The sequence below is a fragment of the Moraxella oblonga NBRC 102422 genome, assembly GCF_001598275.1.
GTDB lineage: Bacteria > Pseudomonadota > Gammaproteobacteria > Pseudomonadales > Moraxellaceae > Moraxella > Moraxella oblonga.
On the sequence record NZ_BCYQ01000016.1, the window covers coordinates 37,243 to 53,654 of the forward strand.

At 40.7% G+C, this 16,412-nt stretch carries 21 protein-coding genes; 8 read left to right on the top strand and 13 right to left on the bottom strand.

Annotated features, from left to right (window positions below; translation table 11 throughout):
- Window positions 1-3 precede the first annotated feature (3 nt).
- From MOB01S_RS06080 to MOB01S_RS06090, 3 genes are read left to right on the top strand one after another with little or no spacing between them, the layout of a single operon-like run.
- Window positions 4-2,925 (top strand): type III restriction-modification system endonuclease, encoded by a 2,922-nt coding sequence (locus tag MOB01S_RS06080; RefSeq protein WP_066802676.1) that lies wholly within the window; start codon window positions 4-6, stop codon window positions 2,923-2,925.
- The gene (locus MOB01S_RS06085; RefSeq protein ID WP_066802678.1) at window positions 2,922-3,812 is read left to right on the top strand and encodes a LysR family transcriptional regulator; all 891 of its coding nucleotides are present in this window, start codon (window positions 2,922-2,924) and stop codon (window positions 3,810-3,812) included. Before MOB01S_RS06080 ends, MOB01S_RS06085 begins: the two co-directional genes overlap by 4 nt.
- Complete coding sequence (locus tag MOB01S_RS06090) at window positions 3,784-4,389, top strand: DUF3841 domain-containing protein (RefSeq protein ID WP_169798125.1); 606 nt, start codon at window positions 3,784-3,786, stop codon at window positions 4,387-4,389. The genes MOB01S_RS06085 and MOB01S_RS06090 overlap by 29 nt, the downstream gene beginning before the upstream one ends.
- A gap of 44 nt (window positions 4,390-4,433) precedes the next feature.
- Here MOB01S_RS06090 and MOB01S_RS06095 read toward each other — a convergent pair whose 3' ends face one another.
- Window positions 4,434-5,093: an NAD(P)-dependent oxidoreductase gene (locus MOB01S_RS06095; RefSeq protein ID WP_066802680.1), complete on the bottom strand. Its 660-nt coding sequence runs from the start codon at window positions 5,091-5,093 to the stop codon at window positions 4,434-4,436.
- A 136-nt stretch (window positions 5,094-5,229) separates the two neighbouring features.
- On the bottom strand, window positions 5,230-5,628 hold the full coding sequence (locus tag MOB01S_RS06100) for a hypothetical protein (protein ID WP_066802682.1): 399 nt from the start codon (window positions 5,626-5,628) through the stop codon (window positions 5,230-5,232).
- 112 nt (window positions 5,629-5,740) lie between these two features.
- Here MOB01S_RS06100 and MOB01S_RS06105 point away from each other — a divergent pair, with 112 nt between their 5' ends.
- The gene (locus MOB01S_RS06105) at window positions 5,741-6,106 is read left to right on the top strand and encodes a winged helix-turn-helix transcriptional regulator (protein ID WP_066802684.1); all 366 of its coding nucleotides are present in this window, start codon (window positions 5,741-5,743) and stop codon (window positions 6,104-6,106) included.
- Window positions 6,107-6,203: 97 nt separating this feature from the next.
- Here MOB01S_RS06105 and MOB01S_RS06110 read toward each other — a convergent pair whose 3' ends face one another.
- The 4 genes from MOB01S_RS06110 to MOB01S_RS06125 all read right to left on the bottom strand — a co-directional run bounded on the left by MOB01S_RS06110 (window position 6,204) and on the right by MOB01S_RS06125 (window position 8,159).
- Complete coding sequence (locus MOB01S_RS06110) at window positions 6,204-6,635, bottom strand: organic hydroperoxide resistance protein (RefSeq protein ID WP_066802686.1); 432 nt, start codon at window positions 6,633-6,635, stop codon at window positions 6,204-6,206.
- A 149-nt stretch (window positions 6,636-6,784) separates the two neighbouring features.
- On the bottom strand, window positions 6,785-7,204 hold the full coding sequence (locus MOB01S_RS06115; protein WP_066802689.1) for an antibiotic biosynthesis monooxygenase family protein: 420 nt from the start codon (window positions 7,202-7,204) through the stop codon (window positions 6,785-6,787).
- A gap of 30 nt (window positions 7,205-7,234) precedes the next feature.
- On the bottom strand, window positions 7,235-7,696 hold the full coding sequence (locus MOB01S_RS06120; RefSeq protein ID WP_066802690.1) for a cytochrome b: 462 nt from the start codon (window positions 7,694-7,696) through the stop codon (window positions 7,235-7,237).
- A gap of 13 nt (window positions 7,697-7,709) precedes the next feature.
- Window positions 7,710-8,159 (bottom strand): hypothetical protein, encoded by a 450-nt coding sequence (locus tag MOB01S_RS06125; protein WP_218016076.1) that lies wholly within the window; start codon window positions 8,157-8,159, stop codon window positions 7,710-7,712.
- A gap of 148 nt (window positions 8,160-8,307) precedes the next feature.
- On the opposite strand from MOB01S_RS06125, the gene MOB01S_RS06130 reads away from it, so the two are divergent.
- Window positions 8,308-8,745: a MarR family winged helix-turn-helix transcriptional regulator gene (locus MOB01S_RS06130; protein ID WP_218016077.1), complete on the top strand. Its 438-nt coding sequence runs from the start codon at window positions 8,308-8,310 to the stop codon at window positions 8,743-8,745.
- Window positions 8,746-8,777: 32 nt separating this feature from the next.
- On the opposite strand, the gene MOB01S_RS12790 is transcribed toward MOB01S_RS06130, so the two are convergent.
- Together MOB01S_RS12790 and MOB01S_RS06135 are read right to left on the bottom strand one after the other, a co-directional pair.
- Entirely contained in the window at window positions 8,778-9,071 is a 294-nt protein-coding gene (locus tag MOB01S_RS12790; protein ID WP_245640006.1) for a hypothetical protein, read from the bottom strand.
- Between the two features lie 12 nt (window positions 9,072-9,083).
- On the bottom strand, window positions 9,084-9,713 hold the full coding sequence (locus MOB01S_RS06135) for an LLM class flavin-dependent oxidoreductase (RefSeq protein ID WP_245640007.1): 630 nt from the start codon (window positions 9,711-9,713) through the stop codon (window positions 9,084-9,086).
- A gap of 200 nt (window positions 9,714-9,913) precedes the next feature.
- Here MOB01S_RS06135 and MOB01S_RS06140 point away from each other — a divergent pair, with 200 nt between their 5' ends.
- Window positions 9,914-11,176 carry an AAA family ATPase gene (locus tag MOB01S_RS06140; protein ID WP_066802691.1) on the top strand — a complete coding sequence of 421 codons (1,263 nt, stop codon included), beginning with the start codon at window positions 9,914-9,916 and terminating at the stop codon, window positions 11,174-11,176.
- A gap of 3 nt (window positions 11,177-11,179) precedes the next feature.
- Window positions 11,180-11,851, top strand: a complete 672-nt coding sequence (locus tag MOB01S_RS06145; protein ID WP_066802692.1) for an RloB family protein — start codon at window positions 11,180-11,182, stop codon at window positions 11,849-11,851.
- A gap of 69 nt (window positions 11,852-11,920) precedes the next feature.
- On the opposite strand, the gene MOB01S_RS06150 is transcribed toward MOB01S_RS06145, so the two are convergent.
- The 4 genes from MOB01S_RS06150 to trxA all read right to left on the bottom strand — a co-directional run bounded on the left by MOB01S_RS06150 (window position 11,921) and on the right by trxA (window position 14,059).
- The gene (locus tag MOB01S_RS06150; protein WP_066802693.1) at window positions 11,921-12,703 is read right to left on the bottom strand and encodes an SDR family NAD(P)-dependent oxidoreductase; all 783 of its coding nucleotides are present in this window, start codon (window positions 12,701-12,703) and stop codon (window positions 11,921-11,923) included.
- 102 nt (window positions 12,704-12,805) lie between these two features.
- The gene (locus MOB01S_RS06155; protein WP_066802694.1) at window positions 12,806-13,129 is read right to left on the bottom strand and encodes a thioredoxin family protein; all 324 of its coding nucleotides are present in this window, start codon (window positions 13,127-13,129) and stop codon (window positions 12,806-12,808) included.
- Window positions 13,130-13,164: 35 nt separating this feature from the next.
- Entirely contained in the window at window positions 13,165-13,722 is a 558-nt protein-coding gene (locus MOB01S_RS06160; RefSeq protein ID WP_218016078.1) for an OsmC family protein, read from the bottom strand.
- 10 nt (window positions 13,723-13,732) lie between these two features.
- On the bottom strand, window positions 13,733-14,059 hold the full coding sequence (trxA, locus tag MOB01S_RS06165; protein WP_066802696.1) for a thioredoxin: 327 nt from the start codon (window positions 14,057-14,059) through the stop codon (window positions 13,733-13,735).
- A 150-nt stretch (window positions 14,060-14,209) separates the two neighbouring features.
- On the opposite strand from trxA, the gene MOB01S_RS06170 reads away from it, so the two are divergent.
- Complete coding sequence (locus tag MOB01S_RS06170) at window positions 14,210-15,121, top strand: AraC family transcriptional regulator (RefSeq protein ID WP_066802697.1); 912 nt, start codon at window positions 14,210-14,212, stop codon at window positions 15,119-15,121.
- An 87-nt stretch (window positions 15,122-15,208) separates the two neighbouring features.
- Here MOB01S_RS06170 and MOB01S_RS06175 read toward each other — a convergent pair whose 3' ends face one another.
- The gene (locus MOB01S_RS06175; protein WP_066802707.1) at window positions 15,209-16,198 is read right to left on the bottom strand and encodes a zinc-dependent alcohol dehydrogenase family protein; all 990 of its coding nucleotides are present in this window, start codon (window positions 16,196-16,198) and stop codon (window positions 15,209-15,211) included.
- Between the last annotated feature and the right edge of the window lie 214 nt (window positions 16,199-16,412).

Sequence of the window (16,412 nt, forward strand, 5' to 3'; positions counted from 1 at the left end):
ATAATGGCAGGGTTTAATTTTGAAAATGATTTACCGCACCAATTATCTGCCGTAGAAGATATTTTACAAATGTTTGAATACGCCAAGGTGTCTTATGATAAAAATTTGGAAACAAGATTAAAAAGCAATCCAATTTTAGAATTAAATGAATCACAAAAAGTACGCAATTTGGCACAAATTCAAAACCGCCCAAGTTTTGTGAAAAGTTTAAACAAGAAAGACAATTCTCTATCGAATATTTTTGATATTGCGATGGAAACAGGCACAGGCAAAACTTATACCTACACAAGGGCAATGTTTTCTTTAAATCAAGCCTTTGGCGTGAATAAATTTATTGTGCTTGTGCCAACGGTTGCCATTAAAGCAGGCACAAAAAACTTTTTGGAAAGTGCGTCGGCTCGCAGTCGTTTTTTTGATGATTTTGGCAAACATATTGAACTGTATGAGGTTAATGCCAAAAAAGGCAATAAAAAAGACAAACAGCAAGTCCCTGAAAATTTAATCAATTTTATCAATGCCAATGACCAAAACAGCATTCATATTTTGCTCATCAATATGGGTATGCTCAATTCCGATACGATGAACATCGCCATTGACCAAGATATGTTTCAGGCAGCCCACGGCTCATCGTTTGATGCGTTATCGGCAGTGAAGCCGTTTTTGATTATTGATGAACCGCACCGTGTCAAAACAAGCGGTAAAACTTGGCAAAATGTTTGCAAATTAAATGCCCAGTATATTTTGCGATTTGGCGCAACTTTTGATGGATTTGAGAATTTAATTCACACACTTACCTCACTTGATGCCTTTGAGCAAAACTTGGTCAAAGGCGTGCGTGCCTTTATTACTAAGTTTGATGGCGTTGATGAAATGCGTATTAAATTTGTCGGACAAAATGAGGGCAAAAGCGAAGCGGTTTTTGAAATTACCCAGCAAGATAAAAAGACCGCCAAACGCCTAGAAATTGCCAAAAACAGTTCGCTTGGTGTGATTCATAGTGAAATGTCGCACCTGCAATTAAGTGAATTTAATGCCAGTACAGCACTTTTGTCTAATGGATTAGCCTTGCAAAAAGGCGAAATCATCTCGCCTTATTCATTTAATGAATCCTTGCAAGAGAAGATGTTGGCACAGGCAGTAAGCCGTCATTTTGAGATTGAACGCACGCTTTTAACCAGAACCCCACGCATCAAACCGCTTTGCCTGATTTTTATTGATGATATTGCAGGCTATCGTGATGAACAGGGCTTGCCTGACAGTCTAAAATCCCGTTTTGAGGCAATGATTGCAAATGAAGCCAGCAAACGATTAAAAACAGAAAGCAATGAATTTTATAAAGCCTATCTGCAAAAAACATTGGCAAATATCAGCCAAACACACGGCGGTTATTTTAGTGATGACAACAGCAGTAAAGATGAACAAATAGAAAAACAAATCAATGAGATTTTATATGACAAAGAAAAACTCCTTGATTTGGATAACCCACGCCGTTTTATTTTTTCAAAATGGACTTTGCGTGAGGGCTGGGATAATCCCAATGTATTTGTCATTTGTAAATTGCGTTCTAGTGGCTCTGACACCAGTAAATTGCAAGAAGTAGGGCGAGGTCTTCGCTTACCTGTCAATGAATTTATGCACCGTGAAAAAGACGAGCAGTTTTATTTAAATTATTTTGTGGATTTTAGCGAAACAGAGTTTGTGGCAGATTTAATCAAAGACATTCGTGAAAAATCAGGCGAAAGAGTGGTTATTCCTGACAAACTAGAAGAGGAACATCTTGCCAAAATTTTAATTGCCTATCCCAATGAAAGCAAAAGAAAAATCATCAACCATTTGGCAGATGAAAACATTATTGATGACGATTTAAATTTATTAGAAAACGGCTGGCAAAAATTGTGTCTTGCCTATCCAAAAGCCTTTGCATTTGAAACTTCGCTCAATCATAAAATTCAGACAGGCATTGGCAAAAAAGAGACGGTACGGATTAGAAAAGACAACTATTATGCCCTAAAAACGCTATGGGAAACCTTAAACCGCCGTGTGATACTCAATTATCAAATTGAGAATGAACAAGCCTTCTATGCCCTGTTAAAACAATTCTTTGCTAACGAAGTCATTGGCAAATTGGACAAAAGCACTGCCACCATACAGTCGCAACAATTACAATTTAATGACAATGATATTTTGATTCAATATGGCGGACGAGAAAAGTTAATAGAAAATACAGGCTATGTACTTGGCTATGGCGAATTTGCCAATGAACTGGCAAGCAGTTTGAATGTAAGTTTAAAAAGCCTACATCAAGTATTATCAGAATTGGGCTGGTCGGATAATGCCAAGCAAACTCGCCATAATATCAGACAGATTCACAGTTTATTTAGAAAATGGCTATTACAGCACTTTTTGGCAACCCAAAGCATTGGTTATACAAAAGTGAGTAACCAAGTTCACCCTACCGCTTTTACCGATGATAAGGGCAATGTCAAAGACAGCATATCCTCATCGGATATTGGGCGATTTAGCGAAGAGGGTATTGTGGCGGATAATTATTTGTTTGAAACCTTGTTTTATGATTCGCCACTTGAAAAAGAAAATATTCTCTTAAATTTGGATTATGTTACCGTTTTTACCAAAATCCCCAAAAATACCATTGCCATTCCTGTGGCAGGGGGTGGCACTTATTCGCCTGATTTTGCTTATGTGTTTCATCACAAAGACGGCTCACAAACCCTAAACTTGGTGGTAGAAACCAAAGATGCCTATGAATTTGATTTACGCCCCGACGAAAAAGAAAAGATCAAACACGCTCAAATTTTGTTTGAAAAATTAAGCGATGAAACAGGCATCAAGGTTGAATTTAAAACGCAATTTAAGGGCAAACACATTGAGCGGATATTGGAAGAGTTACGGGGGGATAATCAATGAACCTCAACACCCTACGCCTCTTTGCCGCCGTTATCCAGCACGGAAGTCTCTCCAAAGCCTCCGAGCGATTAAATGTGCCGATTGCGACCATTAGCCGTCAAATTGCCGATTTGGAAAAAGAGCTGAATATTCAACTCTTTGACCGCCAAAAATCAGGCGTTAAACCCACAATGGCGGGACAACGCCTGTATGAACAGGTGCATTTGTCCATTGAACAGCTTGCCACTGCCAAGGAAGTATTGTTTGAAGAGCAAGGCAATTTAAAGGGCAAATTACGCCTGTCGGCAAGCCCTGCCTGCGAGCCTGTTTTGGCGTGGATAGCTGATTTTCAGACTGCCTACCCACAGGTACAGGTGCATTGCACGCTGACCGACCGTCTGCTTGATTTGTCGGCAGACGGCATTGATGTGGCGTTTCGGATTGGGCAGCTACACGGCGAGCAGTTTATCGCCAAAAAAGTGGGGCAAATCGGCAGTAAATGGGTGGCACACCCTGATTTATTGGCACGATTGGGCACGCCCAGCACCGTCAAAAATTTGAAAAATTTCCCCATTGCCGCTTGGGCAAAAAATGAAGCAAGCGTCATTACACTTGGCACTGGCAGACAAGCGGTGGAAATTCCCTATCTTTTTGCCAGCAATGACAGCTATGCCATTGAATATATGGCAAAACAGGGCAAAGCAGTGGCTCTGCTTGCCGACAGCACGGTAGATAGATTGGTGGCAGAAAATGGCTTGGTGGAAATCTTGGGTGAGACAGAAAACCCCAAATTTGATTTGACGATGATTTATGCCGCCCATCGTTATCCGTCTAGCATTGTGCGGGCGTTTGTGGGGTTTGTGTTGGATAGGGTGCATAATGAGACTTTGGACAGTTCAGCCATTTGATTGGTATGAAACACTGATGAGCGATGGCGTGATTTATGCCAAAGGTAAGCTGATTGATTGGTTAAATGAAGACAATTTTAAAGTTGCCTATCATTGGCTAATGGCACAAATGGAACATAAAATTGGCAAACCCCCAATACCTGATGCTTATCCGATTTGGGCGTGGTATCAATGGCAAAACGCCAAACAAAAAAAGCCTGATTTAAGATTTGGTGGCATTGGCACAAAAGGTCAAAAAAGCGCTTTATTGGAAATTGAAAAAAAGGATAGTGAAGTCTTATTAAGCGATTTTGATTTATGGCACGCTGTTTTAAATGAATATTATATTGCCGATAATGTAAAAGATGATGATTGGTTTGATGATTTGTTAAAACAAGCCAACATTGATTATTGCGATAAACATTTATATCCGCCCAATATTCGCCAAATTATGCAAAACAGTTGGCAAAAAATTTTTGATATGGATTATTGTGCAGAATACAGCACCCACCCTTTTACTCAAAAAAGCATTCAAGCGACTTTTTGGCAATTATCTGTTGATGAGATTAAAAGTGTGCGTATTTTTATGGCAAAATAAAACACCGTTTAAATCTCAATTCAAACGGTGTTTTTTAATATCAATTACTTTTGGGCAACCGTAAATCGTTTAAACAAATGCCCCTTGTTCTCCACATCATCAGCAATCGCCACCGCCAAATCCGCCACGCTAATATCGGCAGGCGTGCCATCAACATTCAATAACACATCATCGCCACCAATACGATACTTTCCTGTTCTTTCAAAAGAAACAGGATTGATGGCAAACATTGCCGCAGGCGATAAAAATGCCCAATTCACATCAGTGCGAGTACGCAGTTCATTTAACAATTCTCGTACTGCATTGGCAGCAGGATAAACATCAGCAGGAAAATCAGGGGTATCAACAAGTTGCAAATTTGGGGCAACATTTAGGCTACCTGCACCACCGACCACCAGCAAATAAGGCACTTTGGCGGTTTTGACAGCAATTAAAATATTGGCGTGTCCTTGTTTTAAGTCATTGGCAAGATTTGGATTTTCCCAGCCTGCATTAAAGGCATTGACCACCGCATCAAAGCCCACCAACTTATCAGCAAAATCAGGCGCATTGGCATCAATCGCCACCGCTTGCACATTGTCGGCTTTTTGTACTTTGTCAATGTTACGAGCAAAGGCGGTAACTTGATGACCTCGCTGTGCCAATTCTTTGACCACCGCAGAGCCAACCAAGCCTGTTGCTCCAATCACGGCAAATTTTTTCATAAAACAAACTCCTATTTTGGTTAAAAAACTTAATTTGATTGCAATAAACATATTATAAGAAAGTTAGTTTTTAAATAGAAGTACTTACAAAAAAGTAAGTGTGAAAATAATTATTAACCATTTGAAAAATATTGATTTATTTTAAAGACAGATAGGCAAAAGTGCTGATTTGGCGTTCAAATTCTTCCAAGTCCATTGGTCTGTCGCTTTGCACCAAACGCACCTTATCTACAAGGCGAAGCAGCCGTGCCGAATGACTCTCAAAGCGTACCGCCACCGAATAAAAATCAAAAAAATCATAGCGTTCTTCACAAACCTGTCCCAATGCCAACACAACAGGCACAAGGCGAAAATAGCCGTGTATCGCCCCTTGATAGTCATCAAACGCCACTTCCTCTACCGTATAGCAAACCCCATCTTGCACCCACACTGCCTGTCCGACCCACCGCCCCAGCGGTAGATGACGCTTGGTTTTTTTGCTAAATACCAGCCAGCCCATCAAACCCAAAGCCAGTAATACCAAAACCCAAAACATCTTGCCACCTTGTTTATCTTGTTGATTTTAATTATAATAACAAAACACAGGTATTTTTGTAAGTACTTACAAAAAAGTAAGTTTAAACACCACAGCATTTTAGGGTATTTTTATGAATGAATTGGGTATCAATGAGTTGAACAAAGGACGAGTCTTGTCCAAAGATTGCCCCAGCCGTTTGATTTTAAATCACTTAACCAGCCGTTGGGGCGTGCTGGTGATGATTGTATTAAAAGACGGTACAAAGCGCTTTTCGGAAATTCGCCGCGAAATTGAAGGCATTAGCGAGCGAATGCTCACCGAAACCCTAAAACAGCTAGAAACGGACGGAATGCTGATTCGCAAATCTTACAACACCGTGCCACCGCATACCGATTACACTTTGACCGAATATGGTATGCAGGCAGGGCAAAAACTCTATGAGTTGGTAGATTGGCTGGAAAATAATCTTGGTGGCATTTTGGCAAGTCAAAATTAAGTTGTTTTAGGCTACCCAAAAAGCGCTTTGTCCTCACTTTTGAAATAAAAAACACCGCTTTGATAAACGGTGTTTTTTATTTTTAACCATTGAAAAATCACAAATCAAAAGTCTCAATCACATTGACATGCAAACGCACCTCAACATTGCCACGAGTGGCATTAGAATATGGACAAACTTCGTGAGCTTTTGTAATCAGCTTTTTGGCATCATCAACGCTAATCCCCTCAACGGTAATGGTGATGTCCAAATCTAGGCTAAATGCACCATCTACTTTTTGACCAATGCCCACCGCTACGGTTGTGGACGATTTTTTTGGTTTGATGTTTAGCGTTGGGGCAACGTGGTTCATCGCACTGTCAAAACAAGCGGCATAGCCCATTGCAAACAGCTGTTCTGGGTTGGTGCCAACTTTACCGCTGTTATTTTGGAAGCCGACCAAATCAAAGCCGATAGAGCCGTCATCAACTTGAGTGCGACCATCTCGCCCGCCTGTGGCTGTTGCTGAAGTGTGATAAAAAATTTTCATAACATATTCCTTATAAAGGTTTGGTTAAATTGATAGATGTATTATAGCCTAAAATTAAATTGTACGCAATAATTTTTTGTAAAATTTTTTAGACCATTTAAAATTCCCAAAAAAACACCGCTTTTGTGATAAAAGCGGTGCTTATGGACTTACTTCACATCAGTTTCAACCACTTTAAACAGCCCTGCGTGGAACATCACGCCAGCAACTTGATTATCAGGTAATTCAGCACGCATTTTGGCGGTGGCTTGTTTGAATTGCTCGGCACTTTGCCAGCGAGCGACATTGACCAGATGAAATTTACCATTTGGGTCAAGGTTTTGGTGCAAAGTGGTGTTGATGTAGCCGTCTTGGTTTTTTAAAAATGCTGCCGCTTTTTGCCAAGATGCCAAAGCTTCTGCCTCTTTGCCTTTTGGCACTTCAAAGGCGTTAATCAGTACTACACTGTTTTGTGTCTGCATTGTTTGCTCCTGTGGTTTGATAAATTGACCGCCACCAACGCAAGCCGTTAAGGCACTTGCCATTAACACGGTAGCGGATAAAGTAGAAAGTTTTTTAAAAAAAGTCATCATAAACTCCGTTGGTTAAGAAAATGAACATCATTTGCCCAGCATACGGCTTAAAATCTTATCACCCTTGATGTGATGAACCGCAACCATTGCAATATGCCCCACTATCAATATTAAAAACACCCAAGCCAGCGTGCCGTGCCATTGATTGCCAAGCTCAATCAAGGCTTGATTGTTCTGGGCGTATCCTGCCTGACGAGCCATACCGATTGCAGGTACGATAAACATTAAGCCATACAAAGCCAGATGCCCAAGTTTGGCAAAGGGAGAATTTGGGGGCGATTTTTTGCGTTGGCTGATTGCCCAAACAATCCGAACCACCGTCAAAGCCAACAATAAAATGCCAAGCGCTTTGTGCGGATTCATCAAAAATTTCAAACCCTCATCAATATTCCACGCCACAGCCGTGCCAAACATCGCCAAATAACACACCGCCATTGCCCAATGCAGATAACGGCTGACTTTGCCATAAGAATGATTTTGTGTGTTCATTTGTTTTCCTTTATTACGCTTTTTTCGGTTTTCTGATATTCAAACCGTCTTTCATAGACAAGCCCATCAGCACCAAATTGACAAACCCTGCCACAAGTTCCACCGCTTGTATGCCATAAAACACGCCATCAAATTGCCCCAAATTCGCCTTGTGGCACAAATAAAAGGCACAAGGCAGCAAAATCAGCAAACCATTCACAGCGATAAACGGCATTCGTTTTTTCTTGGTGACAATGTTTGGGTGTTTGGATTTTCCGCCCATTTTAAAGCCCGTTACCCCAGTCAAAGCCATCGCCACAATCAACACAAACACGCCATAGCTAATCGCATTTTTGACCGCCACCACCGCCATTTGCGACAAAAACAGCTCGCTTATCAGCGTACTTGTCCAAAAGCCAAAAATGCACAAAAAAGCGGTGCGACTGGCGATTAAATGGATTTTTCTTAACATTTCACGGTTCATCATCTTTTCCTTGCGGGGGATATTTGTTAAAATAGATAGTAAGCTATCAAACTAAAAACAGTATAGCACGCTATGTTTTTAAATAGCAAGCTATATTTTTAAGTTTGATAAAATTTTTTGTTACCCATTTGATAAATAAAGAGATTTTATGAAACGCTTACAATCTGCTGGCTATTTGATGAACCACATTGCCCGCCAATTTGCCATTTTGCTACACGAAGGCTTAAAACCTTTGGGGATTAGCCCTGCCCAATTTCCGATTTTGCTTACCTTGTGGGAGACGGACGGTTTGAGCCAAAATGAACTGGTGGAGATTGCCGATGTCGCCCAAGCCACCATCGCCAACACTTTGGCACGAATGGAGCGAGACGGACTGATTGAACGGCGTGAAAACCCCAAAGATGCCCGAAGTCGGCTGATTTTTTTGACCGACCACGCCAAAGCCTTACAAGAGTCCGCCACCCAAATCGCCCAAAACATCAATATGGGGGCATTGTCGGTGCTGGATAATGAGGAAAAAAGCGCTTTTTTGCTGATGCTAAATAAGGTGCTGGCAAAACAAAAAGAGATGATACAGAGGGGATAGGGGTTTTCAGGCTGCCTGAAAGGCTTTTTTCATCAAAATTGTGTCAAAGCATACTCTGCCAATTCTGTAAGCACTTCATCAGCAGGACGCTGAGTGGGTTTTAAATTGAGTGCCAAATGTTTCACGCCTTTTTCTTGTTCTTTTGCCCAAAAGTCTGCCAAGCCTTTTGCACCACCACGCAGATAAATGTTGTTAAATAACTGTGCTTTGGCATTTTTGTCGTCCAAAACTTCCACAAATTGAGCATAGCCAAATGCTGTGGGTGTGTCTTTTTGGCGTAAATCGGCAAGGGTTTTGATGATGTTTGCGGTGTCGGCAGGATTCACACCGTGCCAAATCTACGCATCAGGCACATTGGCAAGCCAGTCCATCTCTTGCCTTGCTCGCCCAATCGCCACAATGGGTAAGTGGTGTTTGGGTTTGGGGAGCAAATCCAAATTGCCTGTTAAATCGCCATAATGTTTGCCTTTGAAATGGGGAAAATCCTGCTCGGTTAAGGTGTTAATCAAATCAATGCTTTCACGAAAACGCTCGCTACGAGAGGCAAAATCCGCCCCAAATGCAGGGTATTCCACAGGTCTATCGCCAGAGGATAAGCCCAATAAAAACCGTCCATTACTGAGCTTATCCACGCTGACCGCAGACTTGGCAATGTGAATGGGACTACGCAAAGGGGCAATCAGCCCTGCCGTGCCAAGGGCGATTTTTTGGGTGTGGGCGGACAAAAAACCAAGTGTAACCATCGGGTCAAGCCCTTGCCCCACATCGCCAAAATGAGGGTCATAAAACGGCACATCTCGTACCCACAATGCCGAAAAACCCAAGTTTTCAGCCAGCCGTGCATTGTCGGCAATGGTGGTCAAATTGTCTGGAATGTGATTTTGATAGCCCATAAAGGGGGCAATTAAGCCCAGTGTTAATTGATTTTGCCCAAAAACTTGGGAGAAAATGGGGGAAAGCGTGTTCATTTTGGCGTACCTGTCTTATTTAAGATAAGGTATTTTAAGGGCTTTTGAGTTTGCTTAAAATGGGATAAATTGAGAAAGTGTTTTGCTAAATTGGCATAAATAGGACTTATTAGCTATCTCTATCAATAAAAAATAATTGAAATTTTTTAAATTTTATGCTATTTTATGGAAAATTTTTCCAAAAAATAGATTGAAAATATATGTTAATCGAGTTTAGCGTGGCAAATTGCCTGTCTTTTGATGAAAGACAAACTTTAAGTATGGTTAAATCACACAGCGATGAGTTGCCAAATAACGCCTATTCAGTGGAATACGCAAAGGACTTGCATTTGCTACATTCAGTTGCCATTTATGGTGCAAATGCCAGTGGAAAATCCAATTTCATTAAGGCTTTTCGCTTGATGGAGCAGATTGTTACAACCACATCCCAGCGTGGTGATGAACTTGATGTAACACCTTTTAAACTTAATCAAAACAATATTACAAAACCCTCTGAGTTTGAAGTAGTTTTTGTGATTGATGGTGTCCGCTATCAGTATGGTTTTTCGGCAGATAAATACCAAATTTATGATGAATGGCTTTATGCTTATCCAAAAAATCGTCCACAAAAATGGTTTGAACGAGTTTGGATTGATAGTGAAAAACGCCATACTTGGCAATTTAGTTCTTTATTCTTAGGCAACAAACGCTTATGGCAAGAATCCACAAGAGATAATGCCTTATTTTTATCTACTGCGGTACAACTAAATAGTGAGCAATTAAGACCTTTGTTTGATTGGTTTGATGAAACATTGGCATTCATTGGCGTTGGTGGATTAAGCCCCAGTTATACGGCTCAACTATGCACAAAAGAACAAAAAAGTGAAATTATTCGCTTACTAAAAACAGCTGATTTTAATATTCACGATATCAAAGTTAAGATTGAAGATTTTGATGAATCTAAACTACCTGATGATATGCCTTCCGAGTTAAAGAACCATTTAGTAAAAACCTTAAAAGGAACCAAACAAATTGATAGCATTGAGTTACTGCATTATGACGATATGAACAACCCTGTTTATTTTGATTTTGATGAAGAGTCAGATGGTACACAAAAATTCTTTGCTTTTGCTGGACCTATTTTAGATATTTTAATGAACGGTAGAATTTTGTTTATTGATGAATTAAATCAAAATCTACATCCCAAGTTAGTGCAATTTTTGGTGGATTTATTTCACAATCCTAAATCTAACCCAAGACACGCTCAACTTATTTTTACAACACATGAAACTTCTATTCTAAATCAAAATATCTTTCGCAGAGACCAAATTTGGTTTTGCGAACGCAACAAACAACAATCTTCTGTTTTGTATCCCCTATCTGATTTTAGTCCAAAAAAAGGTAAAGAAAATTTAGAAAATGTTTATTTATCGGGTGGATATGGGGCTGTACCATTTATTGACCAGTTTGTTTTGGGGCGGTAAATAATGGGTAGTGATGATTTATTTAAAAAACGCAAATTACGAGCCGCCAAAGAAAAACGCAAGAAAACTGAAAGAAAGACCCACGATAGAGTTTTGATTGTTTGTGAGGGGGAGAAAACAGAACCTTTTTATTTTGAAGGTTTGCGTTCTGCTTATAAATTAGATACTGCAAATATTAAAATAACAGGCGATTGTGGTTCTGACCCAATGAGTATTGTTGATAAAGCCATTGAAGAGTATGAAAAATCCAAGCAAGATGGGAATTGTTTTGATAGGGTTTATTGTGTGTTTGATAAAGATGCACACCCAAAATATCAGGATGCTATCAATAAAATCAAACAATTATCAACAGGGAAAAACAAAAAGCCATTCTTTGTAGTTTGTTCTGTTCCTTGTTTTGAGTATTGGTTATTATTACATTTTGTTTATACAACACAGCCATTTTTGGCATCTGGTAAAAATAGTATTGCCGATAATGTCATTAAAGAGCTTAAAAAATATATTCCAACCTATGAAAAGGGGCAAGATGATATATTTGTATTATTGCAAGATAAATTGAATTTTGCCATTCAAAATACCAAAAGAGCCAATCAGGAATCGATAAAAAATAATACGGACAACCCAAGTACAACAGTTATTGATTTGGTAGAATATTTAATAAAATTAAAGCCTTAATATCAATAAAAGTAACCTCAGCAAAACACCGCTTTCATCACAAAAGCGGTGTTTTATCAAAAATTCAAATCACACATCATCACGGCGAGTCATTGCTCCACCGTCTGCCGTCCAGATTGCACCCGTTACCCAGTCGGCATTGCTTGAGAGTAAAAAGGCGGCGATTTTGGCGACTTCTTGTGGTGTGCCGTTGCGTCCCAAAGCGTGCAATTTTTTGAAATTTTCCAACGAATCTTTAACTTGTTCACTTGTGGCAAAGCGTTCAAAAATTTTGGTTTCCACCAAGCCAATCGGCAAGGCATTGACCCGAATGCCATATTCAGCCAGCTCTGCCGCCATATTTTTGGTCATCGCTTCAAGCCCCAATTTTGCCATTGCATAGGCGGTCATCGGCGTGGATTTGAGCGGCAGAGACGACAACGCCGCCGTAATATTGACAATAGAGCCTTTTTTGTTTTGGGCAATCAAGTTTTTCACAATCGCCTGATTGATAAAAAACACCGCCTTATTTAAATTCAAATAACCGTCATAGGCTTTTTCATCGGTTTCTACAAAAGTATTGGGAAAGTATACCCCAGCCGAATTAACCACCAAATCAATGTCTTGATGTTCGGCATTTAACTTGGCAATCAGGCTGTTTACGCTTGCCATATCCAACAAATTGGCAGTAAGTGCCGTGATTTTATCGCCAAAATCTTTGGCAAGCTCGGCACGGGCATTTTCGGCTTTGGTGGGATTATTGCCCAAAATGAGGGCTTGTCCGCCTTGCGATAACACATATTTGGCAATCTCAAAACCGACACCGCTTGTGCCACCAACAACCAATAATTTACGATTAGAAAAAGTGTTCATCAAAGTTTCCTTAAAAAAATAAAGTAAAGATATTATCTTATTTTGGGCGAAAAATTGCTTGCCTAAAACACGCTAATTTTTGCCTAAAACGCTAAATTTAAGTTAATCCAAATGCAGGGTATATTGAGCCAATGTGTTTTCAAAATCCGCCACATCAATAAACCTTGCCCCACGCCAAGCCTCTTTACCATCTGCAAAAACAAGCAAGGCAGGAGCGGTTAAAATATGATAAGAACTTGCCAATGTTGGTACTTCATCAATGCCAACTACACCACTTGCCACATTATCAAAATCATTGATAATTTCATTGATTTTTGGCTTCATCACCGTACAAACGCCACACTTGGGAGCAGAAATGTACAAAACAGCAAGGCGATTTTGGGCGATAAAATCATCAATATCCGACAAATTGGACAAAGTTTTCATCATCATTTTCCTAAAATAAACGGGCTGATTTTTGCCTAAAACAACAATAACACAATACGATTAACGACTTTTGTACCGTTGGTAAATAAGTCATAAATCGGCGAATGATTTGGGATTTCACCGATTAAGGCTTTTATTTCCTCATCGCTTGCATTTGCACTTTCTACACGAATGTCCACACGGATTTCGCTGGGTCCATTGCGTACGGCAGGATTGAATTTTAAAAAGCCGTTTAAGTCAAAATCGGCACTTAAAGTCAAATCAACTGCCGTCAAATCAATGCCCTTGCCAGCCGCCAAAAGGGTTAAAGTGGCGGTGTAGCAACCAGCCAGCGACTGCAAGGCAAATTCCATTGGCGACAAGCCCGTATCTTTGCCTAAAACAGCAGGTGGTTCATCGCCTACGGTTTCAAATTTACCGACACGGCTATTATCCACCACACCGCCTTGAATGCTTTGTTCGGTGCGGGTTTTGACACTCACGCCGCCGTTTGATTGGCTAGATAGCGTTATGGTAAATTGCCCTAATTTGGGGTCGGCTTTGACCGCATTGGCGACTTCGGCAACTTGGTTTGCATCTACAAAAGGTTTCATTATTTGTTCCTTAAAGCACTTGATTGATTAAATTGACTAAACCCGATTTTGGCATCGCCCCTGCACTGCGATGAGTCATTTGCCCATTTTTAAAAGTCATCAGCGTTGGAATGTTGCGTACCGCATAAATGGCGGACAACTCTGGGTTTTCATCAATATTGATTTTGACGATTTTGGCTTTGCCTTGATATTCATCGGCAAGCAGTTCAAGGCTTGGGGCAATCATTTGACAAGGCGGACACCAATCGGCGTAAAAATCCACCAAAACAGGCTCATCGGATTGCAAAACATCTTTGCCAAAATTGGCAGAATTACTATAAATAATGGCGTTGCTCATAATCGTTTCCTAATTAAAAACTTAAATTTGATGAAGGGTATTATAGTCAGGCAGCCTGAAAACTTCTTGCCAAAAACAAGATGATTTTTGCCTAAAACAACAAAGTCTGCTAAACTACCCAACACAAAATCCCATAAAAAGAGACAAAAAATGCGTGATGAGATTTTTAACGAACTTGCCCATTTGGTCGCCAAACACACCGCTCCCACAGGCGGATTTTTTGATACCGCCTTGCCTTGTTTGCATTTGTGTCGGCGAAATCATCACACCGAGCCGATGCCGTGCATTTATCCTTTGAGCTTGTTTTTGGTGGTGCAAGGCAGCCAACATCTCAATTTTGGCGATACGCTGATGACGATTAGTAAGGGGCAATCGGCTTTGACCACGCTGGATTTGCCTGTGGTGTCTAATGTGTTAAACGCCAGTTTGGATAAGCCTTATTTGAGTTTGCGAATTGAACTTGATGTGATGCTTCTTAGAAAACTGGACGAACAGACGGCGTGGCAAACCACTTCGTCCAGCCTGTCTGATAGTTTGTCTGTTTTTGATGCGGATGAAGATTTGTTAAACGCCATTTTGCGTTTGGTGAAACTCTTGGATAACCCCAAAATGAGTCGTCATCTTGCCCCGCTCATTGAACAAGAAATCGCCCTTTACATTCTATCTAGCCCCCATTTGCCGATGTTAAGACGGCTTTTGGGCAATGGCACGGTGGAGCAAAAAATTGCCAAAGCGATTGCCTATTTCAACAAACATTATGCAAGCAAAATAGAAATGGATAAGTTGGCTGGCGGGCTTTTGATGAGTGCGTCATCGTTTCGTCAGCATTTTAAAAAAATCACAGGGGTCAGCCCTTTGCAATATCAAAAACAGTTACGCCTGCAACAGGCTCGCCGTTTGATGTTTAAACAAAAATTGGATGCAAGCGGTGCGGCTTTTGAAGTGGGCTATGAAAGTGTGAGCCAGTTTAATCGTGAATATGCTCGGCTGTTTGGGCAGCCGCCTTTGCGAGATATGCAACGATTAAAAGATGATGAGATGATGTTTGGGCGGATTGTGTAGGAGGTTTTCAGGCAGCCTGAAAGTTTATTTTGCCCATTTTAAAAAGAAAAACACCGCCCTTATCACAAAAGCGGTGCTTTCAAATCATCAAACCTTAACCACAATCTTACCAATCTGCTGATTGCTTGCCATATATTCGTGAGCTTTAACCATTTCATCAAAGGCAAAGATTTTGTCAATTTCAGGGCGTAACTGACCGCTTGCCAAACCGTCATAGACAAAGGTTTTGGCTTGTGCCAATTTTTCAGGGACGGTGGTGATTTCAAAGAGTTCATAGCCCCGCACGGTTAAATGCTTACCCAAAATCGGAAAGACTGGCACGGCAATATCATCGTGGCTTAATGCCCCATAAATGATGTAACGACCGTCTTGTGCCATTGCATTGATGATTTTTGCCGCCTCTTTTCCGCCCACAGGGTCAAACACCACATTGACACCTTTGCCATTGGTGATTTCAAAAAGTTTAGCGGTTACATCGTCTTCGCTTGTGGCAATCACAAAATCCGCCCCTTTTTCCAAAAGCACATCGCCTTTGGCGTGGGTGCGAGACAAGGCAATCACCGTTGCCCCTTGCATTTTGGCGATTTGAATGCTTGCCAGACCGACCGAACTGGTTGCCCCGCCCAGCACCACCACATCGTCTTTTTGTACTTTGCCAAACTCAATCAGTCCGCCATAAGCGGTAACAAACGCCATCCAACTGGCGGACGCTTGTTCCATTGATAAATTATCAGGGTGCTTAACGACGGCGTGTTTGGGCATATTGACGATTTCGCCATAAGTGCCGTATTCGGTAAACATAAAAGATGGAATAATGCTGACCTTATCGCCAATGGCAACTTCGTTCACACCCTCGCCAATCGCCACGACCACGCCTGCCCCTTCATAACCCAAAGTCGCAGGGAATACAGGGTCAATCACATAAGCCCCTTCTCGGTACATCATTTCGGCACGGTTTAAGCCAATGGCGTGGATTTGGATTTGTACTTCGTGTGCTTTTGGTGCAGGAATTGCTACATCAACGATTTGCAAGACATCAGGCGAACCTGTTTGATGAAATTGAATTTGTTTGCTCATTGTTTTGACCTTTTGTGAAAATAATGGGCGTATTTTAATGTAATGAATTTGCTTTAAAAATAATATCAATCGCAAAACACTTTTGCTAAATTGGCATAAATGATTTTTCAGGCTGCCTGAAAAGGTTATTTTACTGATTTTAAAAAGAAAAAAACCGCTTGAATGGCTCAAACGGTGTTGTTGATGAAGCCCATTTTCATTACAGTTTTCCTTA

Coding starts and splice junctions, on each gene's coding strand:
- MOB01S_RS06170 (WP_066802697.1), top strand. CDS start 14,210: ATGCGTGATGAGATTTTTAACGAACTTGCCCATTTGGTCGCCAAACAC.
- MOB01S_RS06080 (WP_066802676.1), top strand. CDS start 4: ATGGCAGGGTTTAATTTTGAAAATGATTTACCGCACCAATTATCTGCC.
- trxA (WP_066802696.1), bottom strand. CDS start 14,059: ATGAGCAACGCCATTATTTATAGTAATTCTGCCAATTTTGGCAAAGAT.
- MOB01S_RS06125 (WP_218016076.1), bottom strand. CDS start 8,159: ATGAACCGTGAAATGTTAAGAAAAATCCATTTAATCGCCAGTCGCACC.
- MOB01S_RS06160 (WP_218016078.1), bottom strand. CDS start 13,722: ATGAAACCTTTTGTAGATGCAAACCAAGTTGCCGAAGTCGCCAATGCG.
- MOB01S_RS06145 (WP_066802692.1), top strand. CDS start 11,180: ATGGGTAGTGATGATTTATTTAAAAAACGCAAATTACGAGCCGCCAAA.
- MOB01S_RS06140 (WP_066802691.1), top strand. CDS start 9,914: ATGTTAATCGAGTTTAGCGTGGCAAATTGCCTGTCTTTTGATGAAAGA.
- MOB01S_RS06095 (WP_066802680.1), bottom strand. CDS start 5,093: ATGAAAAAATTTGCCGTGATTGGAGCAACAGGCTTGGTTGGCTCTGCG.
- MOB01S_RS06130 (WP_218016077.1), top strand. CDS start 8,308: ATGAAACGCTTACAATCTGCTGGCTATTTGATGAACCACATTGCCCGC.
- MOB01S_RS06115 (WP_066802689.1), bottom strand. CDS start 7,204: ATGACTTTTTTTAAAAAACTTTCTACTTTATCCGCTACCGTGTTAATG.
- MOB01S_RS06100 (WP_066802682.1), bottom strand. CDS start 5,628: ATGTTTTGGGTTTTGGTATTACTGGCTTTGGGTTTGATGGGCTGGCTG.
- MOB01S_RS06085 (WP_066802678.1), top strand. CDS start 2,922: ATGAACCTCAACACCCTACGCCTCTTTGCCGCCGTTATCCAGCACGGA.
- MOB01S_RS06135 (WP_245640007.1), bottom strand. CDS start 9,713: ATGAACACGCTTTCCCCCATTTTCTCCCAAGTTTTTGGGCAAAATCAA.
- MOB01S_RS06110 (WP_066802686.1), bottom strand. CDS start 6,635: ATGAAAATTTTTTATCACACTTCAGCAACAGCCACAGGCGGGCGAGAT.
- MOB01S_RS06105 (WP_066802684.1), top strand. CDS start 5,741: ATGAATGAATTGGGTATCAATGAGTTGAACAAAGGACGAGTCTTGTCC.
- MOB01S_RS06090 (WP_169798125.1), top strand. CDS start 3,784: ATGAGACTTTGGACAGTTCAGCCATTTGATTGGTATGAAACACTGATG.
- MOB01S_RS06150 (WP_066802693.1), bottom strand. CDS start 12,703: ATGAACACTTTTTCTAATCGTAAATTATTGGTTGTTGGTGGCACAAGC.
- MOB01S_RS06120 (WP_066802690.1), bottom strand. CDS start 7,696: ATGAACACACAAAATCATTCTTATGGCAAAGTCAGCCGTTATCTGCAT.
- MOB01S_RS06175 (WP_066802707.1), bottom strand. CDS start 16,198: ATGAGCAAACAAATTCAATTTCATCAAACAGGTTCGCCTGATGTCTTG.
- MOB01S_RS06155 (WP_066802694.1), bottom strand. CDS start 13,129: ATGAAAACTTTGTCCAATTTGTCGGATATTGATGATTTTATCGCCCAA.